Below are 7,767 nucleotides of genomic sequence, written 5' to 3'. Positions count from 1 at the left end.
GCCGCCCTTTTTTATGTTGATGAGGTTCGTGGGTATTGTCGTCGGGTGTGGACTAACGTCAGTATTTTGGTGCGCCCGTTCACTCGATAGACCAGCAGATAGTTCGGATTGACCACCATTTCCCGAGTGCCTGGCACTCGACCGGCCCGGTAACCATAGGGGATTGATGAAAGCCTTTGCGTTGCTGCACCAACCTTGTGCTGTAGAGCCACTGAAGCGTTGGAGTTGTACTGTTCAACGTAATCGATAATGTCAGCCAGATCGTTCAGAGCTTGATCGCTCCATTCAAGCAGCAGCGCGGCGCTTCCTGCGCATCTCTTCCAGCATCTGGTCAAGCATTGCCATAGCTTCATCATGGGGAATGCCAGGGCTGGGGTCATCGAGTGCCTCCTGCACCTTGGCACGAAACCAGCGATCGTAGCTCTCTGCCTCTTCTTCGGATTCGAAGTCAGAGTAAAACGGGGAAAGTAATAAGCTCATAGTGATCTCCGTGATCAATCTCAGCAGTTTAAGGGGGAATGGCCCATTGTCGTCACTGGCAGACGAGGTACCCCATGAGCTCTTGAAGAACCATGGGATAACGAAGCCCAGTATCTGCAAGCGCCCCTTTGGAGTCTGCCGGACGTTTCCCTCCGTTGTCCGGCAATCTCGACCGCCGTTGTAGGCCTATTCCTCCACTCTGTTTTTCAGCTTTCCAGCCTACAAATCCGCGCGCACCTTCCTACAAATGCACTCAGAACGCATACGGAATACTCACCTTCGCCCACAACATTTCCCCCTCTGGCCGGTTCTCCACGTCAAATTCCCTGGCCCAGCGAATCTCCGCGCTGGCGTACTTGAGAAAGGTGAAATGCAACGCCGGGCCGATCGCGAATACCTGGCCGCGCACGCCGTCGTCCACATCCTGCCCGGCGAATTGCACGGTGTGGCCGTACTGTTTGTCGTCGGTGGTCTGCTTGAGGTAATAGCCGTTAAGGCCGAGCATCACATCGTCAGTAATCTTGTAGCTGGCCGAATAATCGAAGTGGAAGATCTGCCCGGACTTGTAGTCGGTGTCCTTGTTCTTCTCGTTGAAGCTGTAAGTGGTCTTCATCGACACTTCGGTCTTGTCGGTCGGCAGCCAGGTGAAGGAGAACAGCGGCTTGTAGGTGTAGAAATTGTTGCTGGTGTTGGCCAGCCGATCGACGCTGTACTCACCGGTGGGCACGGTGATCTCCACGGCAGCGCCGAGGGTCAGGTTCTTGCCCATGTCCCACAGGATGATCGGCGCAACGGTGGTGTCGCCCATGCCTTCGCGGGTATCGCTGAGGCCGAATACCGAGACTTCCTGCTTGAGCCAGGGCTGGGCGATGTAGCCGGCCAGGCGCCCGCCGAATACGCGCACCGGGCTCAGGTAATCGATGCGCGGAATGACCGCGGTGGATTCGATTTCGACATTCGGTACCTTGCCGCCCAACGAACTGATGTTGAGCCTGGTCGACTTGTAATGGTTGTAGTAGAGGTTAAACGCGACCATGTTCTGCGGCAGGCTGTCGACTTCCAGCGGCAGCATGAAGAATCCGTCGGTGCCGGGGCCGATGTTGTCGACGCCGGCTTCGGTGGCCAGGGCCGGCAGGGACGCGGTGCAACCGAGTAAGGTCAGTGCCAGACGCAAGGGGAAAGTGGCGCGGTTCGGGCTCATGGCTGTCCTCATTATTATTGTGGTGGGACGTGGCGCCGGTACGCAGAACGTCCGGCACCATAGAAATAAGCGCTAGAGGCCCGACGGGGCAGGGTATTGGCGGACAGTTAGGGGGACTTCTGCGGACAGTCGGCCAACCCTGTGCTAACTTCCTTCGACATAACCGGTTACAAAAATAACAATCAAGCGTGATCCGGAATGTCAGCCCCCATGAACGTAAAAGTCCAAGACCCCACTTTCGAACTGGCGCTGGTCTCGCCGTTCCTCCTGCAAACCCTCGCCGAAGTCGTGAACAACAAAGGCATCGACCCCGAAAGCCTGTGCCGTGGCCTGGGTTTCACCCTCGAAGATCTGCAGGATCCGGCGCAGCGGATTTCCTACCGCCAGGCCGTGGCGATGATTCAGCGCGCGCTCAAAGTGCTGCCCAATCAGGGGCTAGGGTTGTGGGTCGGCGCGCAGAATGTGCTAGGGACGCTCGGCTTGCTCGGCCACGTACTGTCGCTATGCAAGACCTTGCGCGATGCGTTTGCCCTCGGCATCCGCCATCAGCACACCTCCGGCGGAATCGTGGTGTCCAGCGTCGACATCGTCGGTGATCGGGTGCACCTCGATGCCGAATGTCGCTTGCCGTTTGCCGATGTGCAGGTGTTCGCGGTCGAAGAGTTTTTTGCCAGCCTGTTGGTGTATGGCCGGGCTTTGGCGGGCCATGAGTTCAGGGCGATTGCCGTGGAATTTGTGCACGCCGCGCCGGACTACCTGAGCGAATACCACCGTTTGCTTGGGCCGGAGGTGCGCTTCGGCTGCCTGCACAATCGGATGCTGATCGACGCGCAATGGCTGGACGTCAACCTGCCCAATCATCATTCGCTGGCGCTGCGTCAGGCAGTGGCGCTGCTGGAGCTGGAAGCGGCGCAGGTGCACCAGAAACTTGATCTGATTCAGGCGGTGGAGCGGGCGATTGCCCGGGATCTGAGCCGGGGCAGCCATATCGAAAAAATCGCCGGCGACCTGAACATGAGCAGCCGCACCTTGCGCCGCCGTTTGACCGAGCACGCGCTGACCTTCGAAGCGCTGCTGGAGCAGGTGCGTCAGGCGCGAACCATGAGTCTGCTGGCCAATCCGGACATGCCCATCGAGCGGATTACCGAAGAAGTCGGCTACAGCGATGTGCGCAGTTTTCGCCGGGCGTTCAAGCGCTGGACCGGGATGAGCCCGAGTGCGTGGCGACAGGATGCAAGCACCGCTTAGACATCGGTCCTCTGTGGCGAGGGAGCTTGCTCCCGCTGGGCTGCGCAGCAGACCCAAAACCTGCCACGCCATTTCTCCAGACACACCATGCCGGCGGGGTTTGCGGGTGCTTCGCCCCCGAGCGGGAGCAAGCTCCCTCGCCACAGGCTTCCGTGCGCCACTCATCAGTATTTCAACCCCACAAACCCTCCGGCCACAGGTAAACTCCCGCGCACTTTCCCAAGGAGTTCACATGAGTTACTACCAGCCGGGCATTCTCGCCACCCCTGTTCCTGCGCAAGCACGTCACCTGTTTTTTGCCCTTGCGTCGGTTGAAGCACTGCCGCAGGCGATCGACAACCTGCTGAACCTGGTGGACGGCAAGTCGGCGGTGGTCGGTTTCGGTGAGCCCCTGACCAAAGCGCTGAACGTGCAAATCGACGGCCTGCGCAGCTTTCCGGCCATGAGCGGCGTCGGCGTGGAAAACCCGTCGACCCAGCACGCACTGTGGGTCTGGCTGCACGGTGTCGATCGTGGCGAATTGCTCAATCGCTGCCACGCCTTCGAAGCCGCGCTGGCCCCGGCGCTGCGCCTGGTAGACATGCAGGAGGCCTTCCGCCACAAGGACGGCCATGACCTGACCGGCTACGAAGACGGCACCGAGAATCCGCACGATGACGCCGCGATTGCCGCCGCGTTGCTGGGCGAGGGCGCCGAAGGTCTGGTTGGCGGCAGCTTCGCCGCGATCCAGCAGTGGCAGCACGACCTCAAGGGTTTCCATAAGCTGTCCGCCGAAGACAAGGACAACATCATGGGCCGTCGCCTCAGCGACAACGAAGAGATCGACGACGCGCCCGTCTCCGCCCACGTCAAACGTACCGCCCAGGAAAGCTTCGCCCCCGAAGCGTTCGTCGTACGGCGTTCGATGCCGTGGATCGACGGTGATCGCGCCGGCCTGATGTTCCTCGCCTTCGGTTTTTCGCTGGACGCCTTCGAAGCCCAATTGCGGCGCATGAGCGGTCTGGAAGACGGCATCACTGATGGTCTGTATCGCATTAGCCGGCCGATTACCGGCGGCTACTACTGGTGCCCGCCCATCAAGGACGGCCACCTCGATTTGCGTGCGTTGCGCATCGGCTGAGTGTTTCAGACAAAGGGAGTTGACCATGGATGTGGTGCGTTGGGGCATGATCGGTTGCGGCAGTGTCACTGAACGCAAGAGCGGGCCGGCCTTTTACAAGGCGCCCGGCTCGGCGCTGGTGGCGGTGATGGGCCGGCGCCTCGAAGCGGTGAGCGATTACGCCGCGCGCCACGGCATCGCCCGGGTCTACACCGATGTCGATGCGCTGATCAACGACCCCGAGGTGGACGCGGTATACATCGCCACGCCCCCCGACAGTCACCACGCCTACAGCCTCAAAGTCGCCGCCGTCGGCAAGCATTGCTGCGTCGAGAAACCGATGGCGCTCAATGCCGGGCAAAGCCGCGAGATGCAGCAGGCATTTGCCGATGCCGGTCTGCACCTGTTTGTTTCCTATTACCGCCGCTCGTTACCGCGTTTTGCCCAGGTTCGGCAATGGCTGGAGCTGGGCCGCATCGGTGAGGTGCGACACCTGAGCTGGACGTTGACCAAGGCGCCATCGGCGGCGGATCTGGACGGCAGCGCCAACTGGCGAACCGACCCGAGCGTGGCCGGTGGCGGCTACTTTGCCGATCTGGCCAGCCATGGTTTCGACCTGTTCCAGTACCTGCTCGGCGATGTCGTCGAAGTCGCCGGTTTCACCGCACGCCAGGCCGGGTTATATGCGGCGGAAGATGCGGTCAGCGCCAGTTGGAGGTTTGCCTCCGGAGCGCTGGGCATGGGCTGCTGGAGCTTTGTGGCGGATCGGCGCGAGGATCGGGTGGAGATCATTGGCAGTCAGGGTCGGATCGCGTTCTCCGTGTTTGACGAGCATCCGGTGCAGCTATTTGCCGATGAGCAGATCAGCCTGGAAATCGCGCATCACGAGCACATTCAGTGGCATCACGTGCTGGGCATGAATGCGCATATTCGTGGTGATTCGCAGCATCCAGCAGTCGCCGAACAAGCCCTCAAGACCGATTGGGTCATGGATCAGATCCTTAAACGCCACTGATCCCCGGACCACAACCCCATTTCTCTGTGGGAGGGGGCTTGCTCCCGAAGAGGCCGGCATTGCTGGCATTTCCATCGGCTGACACACCGCCTTCGGGAGCAAGCCCCTCCCACAAGGGTCTGTGTGTCGTCGTGTCTAAGGTTATGCCCAAACAATATTTCTCAAGCTTGTCATAACGTCTCTAAGATCACGTCATAACTCGTTATAACAAGTGATCCCTGATGACCGATAACGTACTTTCCCTGAGCAGCGTCCCGCTGCACACCCAACTGCGCGATGTCCTGCGCGCACGCATTCTTGACGGTGAATACCCGCAAGACAGCCAGATGCCGTCCGAAAGCGAACTCGGCACGCTGTTCAAAGTCAGCCGCATCACCGTGCGCCAGGCGCTGGGTGATCTGCAGAAGGAAGGGCTGATCTTCAAGATCCACGGCAAAGGCACCTTCGTTGCCAAGCCGAAAACCTTTCAGAACGTCAGCAGCCTGCAAGGCCTCGCCGAGTCCATGACCGGCCGTGGCTACGAGGTCATCAACCGCCTGCGCAGTTTCAAATTCATCCCCGCCGACAAACGTGTCGCCGAGCGCCTGCAAGTAGCCGAAGGCGAGACCGTGGCGCAGATCAAACGCGTACGCCTGATCAACCGCGAGCCGATCTCGCTGGAAATCACCTACCTGCCCAAAGCCATCGGCGAACGGCTGGAGAAGGCGGATCTGGTGACTCGCGACATCTTTTTGATTCTGGAAAACGACTGCGGCATCGCCCTCGGCCACGCCGACCTGGCCATCGACGCGGTGCTGGCCGACAGCGACCTGACCCAGGCGCTGAACGTCGAGGCCGGCTCGCCGATCATGCGCATCGAGCGCCTGACCCACGACGCCAACGGCCAGCCGCTGGACTTCGAACACCTTTACTACCGTGGCGATGCGTTCCAGTACCGCCTGCGGATCGACCGGCAAAAAGGGGCGTGACATGACCCGCAAGACCTTGGAACAGGAATACGACATCGTCGTGATCGGCGGCGGCACCGCCGGGCCGATGGCGGCGATCAAGGCCAAAGAGAAGAACCGCGACCTGCGCGTGCTGCTCGTCGACAAGGCCAACGTCAAACGCAGCGGCGCGATCAGCATGGGCATGGACGGCCTGAACAACGCGATCATCCCCGGACACTCGACGCCGGAGCAGTACACCAAGGAAATCACCATCGCCAACGACGGCATCGTCAATCAGGCGGCGGTGTACGCCTATGCCACTCACAGCTTCGAAACCATCGAGCAACTGGACCGCTGGGGCGTGAAGTTCGAGAAGGACGAGACCGGCGATTACGCCGTGAAAAAAGTCCACCACATGGGCGCCTACGTGCTGCCGATGCCGGAAGGGCACGACATCAAAAAGGTCCTTTACCGCCAGTTGAAACGGGCGCGGGTGAGCATTACCAATCGGCTGGTCTGCACCCGTTTGCTCACCGACGAGGAGGGCGCGGTCAACGGTGTGATGGGCTTCGATTGCCGAACTGCCGACTTCCATGTGATCAAGGCCAAAGCGGTGATCCTCGCGTGCGGCGCGGCCGGTCGCCTCGGTCTGCCGTCCTCGGGCTACCTGATGGGCACCTATGAAAACCCGACCAATGCCGGCGACGGCTACGCCATGGCCTATCACGCCGGGGCCGAGCTGGCGAACCTCGAATGCTTCCAGATCAACCCGTTGATCAAGGACTACAACGGCCCGGCCTGCGCCTATGTGACCGGCCCGCTGGGCGGCTACACCGCCAACAACAAGGGCGAACGCTTCATCGAGTGCGACTACTGGAGCGGGCAGATGATGTGGGAGTTCCACCAGGAACTGGAAAGCGGCAACGGCCCGGTGTTCCTCAAACTCGATCACCTGGCCGAGGAAACCATCCAGAACATCGAGGAAATCCTGCACAGCAACGAGCGTCCAAGTCGTGGTCAGTTCCACGCCAATCGCGGCACCGATTACCGCACGCAAATGGTCGAGATGCACATCTCGGAGATCGGTTTTTGCAGCGGCCATTCGGCGTCCGGGGTGTGGGTCAACGAGCGGGCCGAGACTTCGGTGAAAGGCTTGTACTCGGCAGGGGACATGGCCGCGGTGCCGCACAACTACATGCTCGGTGCATTCACCTACGGCTGGTTCGCCGGGCACAACGCGGCGGACTTCGTCGCCGGGCGCGAGTTCTCGACGCTGGATGCCGCGCAGATCGAAGCAGAGAAAGCGCGGGTCTATGCGCCGCTGGATCGCGAACACGGTCTGCCGCCGGCGCAGGTCGAATACAAGCTGCGGCGCTTCGTCAATGACTACCTGCAACCGCCGAAGGTGACCAAAAAAATGCAGATCGGCTTGCAGCGCTTCAGCGACATCGAGCGCGACCTCGATCAGATGAAGGCCAACAACGCCCACGAACTGATGCGCGCGATGGAAACCAGCGTGATCCGCGACTGCGCCGAAATGGCAGCCCGTGCCTCGCTGTTCCGCGCTGAAAGTCGCTGGGGCCTGTACCACTATCGCGTCGATCACCCGCAGCGCAACGACGCTGAATGGTTCTGCCATTGCCACCTGAAGAAGGGCGAGGACGGCCGGATGACCAGTTTCAAGAAACCCGTCGAGCCTTACATCATCCCGCTCGATGCCGAAGAAATGCAGGCTTACGACCGCTTGCGGGTGGGCGCTTTTGCCGCTTGATGCATCACCAGAGAGAGTCCGAAC

The 7,767-nt window shown here is 60.6% G+C and carries 8 protein-coding genes; 5 read left to right on the top strand and 3 right to left on the bottom strand.

Annotated elements, in window-relative coordinates; genetic code table 11:
• Nucleotides 1-11 precede the first annotated feature (11 nt).
• The 3 genes from AC1RBR_RS14990 to AC1RBR_RS14980 all read right to left on the bottom strand — a co-directional run bounded on the left by AC1RBR_RS14990 (nt 12) and on the right by AC1RBR_RS14980 (nt 1,681).
• Nucleotides 12-353 (bottom strand): type II toxin-antitoxin system RelE/ParE family toxin, encoded by a 342-nt coding sequence (locus tag AC1RBR_RS14990; protein ID WP_492567244.1) that lies wholly within the window; start codon nt 351-353, stop codon nt 12-14.
• Nucleotides 286-480 carry a type II toxin-antitoxin system RelB family antitoxin gene (gene relB, locus AC1RBR_RS14985; RefSeq protein ID WP_095136765.1) on the bottom strand — a complete coding sequence of 65 codons (195 nt, stop codon included), beginning with the start codon at nt 478-480 and terminating at the stop codon, nt 286-288. The genes AC1RBR_RS14990 and relB overlap by 68 nt, the downstream gene beginning before the upstream one ends.
• A gap of 253 nt (nt 481-733) precedes the next feature.
• Entirely contained in the window at nt 734-1,681 is a 948-nt protein-coding gene (locus AC1RBR_RS14980) for a SphA family protein (protein WP_492565236.1), read from the bottom strand.
• Between the two features lie 210 nt (nt 1,682-1,891).
• On the opposite strand from AC1RBR_RS14980, the gene AC1RBR_RS14975 reads away from it, so the two are divergent.
• From AC1RBR_RS14975 to AC1RBR_RS14955, 5 genes are all read left to right on the top strand, one after another.
• Nucleotides 1,892-2,929: an AraC family transcriptional regulator gene (locus AC1RBR_RS14975; protein WP_492565234.1), complete on the top strand. Its 1,038-nt coding sequence runs from the start codon at nt 1,892-1,894 to the stop codon at nt 2,927-2,929.
• A 232-nt stretch (nt 2,930-3,161) separates the two neighbouring features.
• Complete coding sequence (locus AC1RBR_RS14970; protein WP_492565232.1) at nt 3,162-4,049, top strand: Dyp-type peroxidase; 888 nt, start codon at nt 3,162-3,164, stop codon at nt 4,047-4,049.
• A gap of 25 nt (nt 4,050-4,074) precedes the next feature.
• Nucleotides 4,075-5,043 (top strand): Gfo/Idh/MocA family protein, encoded by a 969-nt coding sequence (locus tag AC1RBR_RS14965; RefSeq protein ID WP_492565230.1) that lies wholly within the window; start codon nt 4,075-4,077, stop codon nt 5,041-5,043.
• A 221-nt stretch (nt 5,044-5,264) separates the two neighbouring features.
• Complete coding sequence (locus AC1RBR_RS14960) at nt 5,265-6,011, top strand: GntR family transcriptional regulator (RefSeq protein WP_047597718.1); 747 nt, start codon at nt 5,265-5,267, stop codon at nt 6,009-6,011.
• A gap of 1 nt (nt 6,012) precedes the next feature.
• Nucleotides 6,013-7,743: a fumarate reductase/succinate dehydrogenase flavoprotein subunit gene (locus AC1RBR_RS14955; protein WP_492565228.1), complete on the top strand. Its 1,731-nt coding sequence runs from the start codon at nt 6,013-6,015 to the stop codon at nt 7,741-7,743.
• The last annotated feature ends 24 nt before the right edge of the window (nt 7,744-7,767 follow it).

Source organism: Pseudomonas sp. GW823-FHT01D03, from assembly GCF_058798255.1.
The sequence above is the reverse complement of the archived record's forward strand: the minus strand, read 5'-3'. Positions and strand labels throughout refer to the sequence as shown.

Excerpts from the sequence above, each read along its gene's own strand:
- AC1RBR_RS14990 (WP_492567244.1), bottom strand. The coding sequence starts at position 353 with ATGAAGCTATGGCAATGCTTGACCAGATGCTGGAAGAGATGCGCAGGA.
- relB (WP_095136765.1), bottom strand. The coding sequence starts at position 480 with ATGAGCTTATTACTTTCCCCGTTTTACTCTGACTTCGAATCCGAAGAA.
- AC1RBR_RS14980 (WP_492565236.1), bottom strand. The coding sequence starts at position 1,681 with ATGAGCCCGAACCGCGCCACTTTCCCCTTGCGTCTGGCACTGACCTTA.
- AC1RBR_RS14975 (WP_492565234.1), top strand. The coding sequence starts at position 1,892 with ATGAACGTAAAAGTCCAAGACCCCACTTTCGAACTGGCGCTGGTCTCG.
- AC1RBR_RS14970 (WP_492565232.1), top strand. The coding sequence starts at position 3,162 with ATGAGTTACTACCAGCCGGGCATTCTCGCCACCCCTGTTCCTGCGCAA.
- AC1RBR_RS14965 (WP_492565230.1), top strand. The coding sequence starts at position 4,075 with ATGGATGTGGTGCGTTGGGGCATGATCGGTTGCGGCAGTGTCACTGAA.
- AC1RBR_RS14960 (WP_047597718.1), top strand. The coding sequence starts at position 5,265 with ATGACCGATAACGTACTTTCCCTGAGCAGCGTCCCGCTGCACACCCAA.
- AC1RBR_RS14955 (WP_492565228.1), top strand. The coding sequence starts at position 6,013 with ATGACCCGCAAGACCTTGGAACAGGAATACGACATCGTCGTGATCGGC.